Raw genomic sequence first — 3,085 nt, 5'->3', positions numbered from 1 at the left:
GGCGTGCTCAAGGGCGCGGACTTCTCGAAGAAACTCGTCGGGCGCACCCATGACGGCATCGCGCTTCAGCCGCTTTATCCCAAGGCGGAAGGCGCCGGCCTGATCGCGCGGGAGGAGCCGGGCCGCTGGCGCGTGTCGCAGCGGGTCGACCATCCCGAGCCCGCGAAGGCCAATGAACTCGCTCTCCTCGATCTGGAGAATGGCGCGGACGCCCTCACCCTCGTCACCCGTAAGGCCCCCGCTGCGCGCGGCTTCGGCGTGGGCATCGACAGCCTCGACGATCTCGACCGCACCCTGTCAGGCGTGATGCTCGACCTCATCCATCTGCGCCTCGACGCGGGCGGGCATGGGCGCCAGATGGCGGCTCTGATCCTGGCTCTCGCCGAACGGCGCGGGCACACGCTCGCCGACCTGTCCCTCGATCTCGGGCTCGACCCCATCGGCGCCATGGCCTCCATGGGCAGGATGTCCGCCTCCTGGGATGCGATGGCGAGCCGCATGGGCGATACCCTGAACGATCTGAACGCACGCGGCTTCAAGGGCCGCGCGTTCCTGGCCGACGGGCGCGCCTATCACGAGGCGGGGGCCGGCGAGGCGCAGGAACTGGCCGCCGTTCTGGCGACGGGCCTTGGTTATCTGCGCGCCCTGGAGGCACGGGGCCATGGCATTGATGCCGCCCGCGACGCCCTGTCGTTCCTGCTGGCGGCCGATGCGGATGAGTTCCTGACCGTCGCCAAGTTCCGGGCGCTGCGCCGTCTCTGGGCTAGAGTGGAGCAGGCCTGCGGTCTGACGCCCAAACCGATCCGCCTCCATGCGGAAACCGCCTGGCGCATGACAACCCGCCGCGATCCGTGGGTGAACCTGCTGCGCACGACGGTCGCCACCTTCTCCGCCGGGATCGGCGGGGCGGATGCGATCACCGTGCTGCCCTTCACCGCAGCGCTCGGCTTAGCTGATGCCTTCGCCCGGAGGCTGGCGCGAAACACGCAAACGATCCTGCTCGATGAATCGAACCTGTGGCGCGTGGCTGATCCCGCCGCCGGCTCGGGCGGCTTCGAGGCACTGACCGATGCCCTGTGCGAGAAGGCCTGGGGCCTGTTCCAGGAGATCGAGCGCGAGGGCGGCATTCTGGAGAGCCTGCGGAGCAACGCGCTGCAAGCCCGCATCGCCGCTGTTCGCGCCGCACGGGACAAGGCGGTCGCCACCCGCAAGGAGCCGATCACCGGCACGAGCGAGTTTCCGAATATCCATGAATCGCACGTGGCCGTGTTGTTTCCCTCCCCCTTGTGGGGAGGGGCTAGGGGTGGGGGTGTAAGCGATAGCCCATCAGGGCCTGGCGCCAACACCCCCACCTCCAACTCCTCCCCACAAGGGGGAGGAGGGCTGGCCGAGACGAGCTTCGCCGACCTCGTGCAGATGGCCTCAGGCGGCGCGACCATGGCCCAGCTTGCGGGCACGGCCGTGGGGGCTGCGCCGGTTGCGATCGATCCCCTACCCTCCACACGGGTAGCGGAGCCGTTCGAGCGCCTGCGCGACCTGTCGGATGCGTATCTCGCCCGGACCGGCTCGCGGCCCAAAGTCTTCCTCGCCAATCTCGGCCCGGTGGCCGCGTTTACGGCTCGCGCCACCTTCGCCAAGAACGTCTTCGAAGCCGGGGGAATAGAAGCCATCACCAACGAGGGCTTTTCCAATCAGGACAAGCTTAGGAAAGCCTATCTTGACAGCAAGGCAGAGTTTTCCTGCCTCTGTTCGTCGGATGAGATTTACGCAACCCATGCCGTTGATGCCGCAACAACGCTGAAAGACAGCGGGTTATCGGCCATCTATCTGGCCGGGCGACCGGGTAGCCATGAAGAACAATGGGCCCGCGCCGGCATCAGCACCTTCATCTATGCCGGATGCGACCTACCAGCGATCCTGGCAACCATCTATTCAGCTCTGGACACCCGCTCTTCAGACATTGAGCAGGGATCAACCTCATGACTCGCATTCCAGATTTTTCGAGCCTCGATTGGGCAGGCGCTCCCCAAGCATCATCCGCCTCGATCGCAGGTGAACCCTGGCTGACGCCGGAAGGTATTCCGGTGAAGGGAGCCTACGGCCCGGAGGATCGCGCGGGCCTCGATTTCCTTGACACCTATCCGGGCATCGCACCCTATCTGCGCGGCCCCTATCCCACCATGTACGTGAACCAGCCCTGGACCGTGCGCCAGTATGCGGGCTTCTCGACGGCGGAGGATTCCAACGCCTTCTATCGCCGCAACCTCGCGGCAGGTCAGAAGGGCCTCTCGGTCGCTTTCGATCTCGCCACCCATCGCGGCTACGATTCCGACCATCCGCGCGTGTCGGGCGACGTGGGCATGGCAGGCGTCGCCATCGACTCCATCTACGACATGCGCACCCTGTTCGCCGGCATCCCGCTCGATCAGATGAGCGTGTCGATGACCATGAACGGCGCGGTGCTGCCGATCCTCGCGCTCTACATCGTGGCGGCGGAAGAACAGGGCGTGCCGGCGGCGAAGCTCTCGGGCACGATCCAGAACGACATTCTCAAAGAGTTCATGGTGCGCAACACCTATATCTACCCGCCCAAGGGGTCGATGCGCATCATCTCGGATATCTTCGCCTACACGTCGCAGAACATGCCGAAGTTCAACTCGATCTCGATCTCCGGTTACCACATGCAGGAAGCGGGAGCGACGCAGGATCTCGAACTCGCTTACACGCTCGCCGACGGCGTAGAATATATCCGCGCCGGCATCCAGGCCGGCCTCACCGTCGATCAGTTCGCGCCGCGCCTGTCGTTCTTCTGGGCCATCGGCATGAACTTCTTCATGGAAGTCGCCAAGATGCGCGCCGCGCGGCTTCTCTGGGCAAAGCTCGTGAAGGGTTTCGATCCGCAGAACGAGAAGTCGCTTCCCTTACGCACCCACAGCCAGACTTCCGGCTGGTCGCTGACTGCGCAGGACGTGTTCAACAACGTGACGCGCACCTGCATCGAGGCGATGGCGGCCACCCAGGGCCATACGCAGTCGCTGCACACCAATGCGCTCGACGAGGCGCTGGCGCTGCCCACCGATTTCTC

The 3,085-nt window shown here is 65.3% G+C and carries 2 protein-coding genes; both read left to right on the top strand.

Annotation, left to right across the window (positions count from 1 at the left end; genetic code table 11):
• Positions 1-1,983 (top strand): methylmalonyl-CoA mutase family protein (locus tag AB4Y85_RS19320; RefSeq protein ID WP_441986528.1); only part of this gene is annotated, 1,983 nt, incomplete at its 5' end.
• Positions 1,980-3,085: methylmalonyl-CoA mutase family protein (locus AB4Y85_RS19315; protein WP_441986527.1), on the top strand; the 1,106-nt coding region annotated here is incomplete at its 3' end. The genes AB4Y85_RS19320 and AB4Y85_RS19315, both read left to right, overlap by 4 nt.

Origin of the sequence: Microvirga sp. 2YAF29 (genome assembly GCF_052114605.1) — a bacterium.
Taxonomy (GTDB): Bacteria; Pseudomonadota; Alphaproteobacteria; order Rhizobiales; family Beijerinckiaceae; genus Microvirga.
The sequence above is the reverse complement of the archived record's forward strand: the minus strand, read 5'-3'. Positions and strand labels throughout refer to the sequence as shown.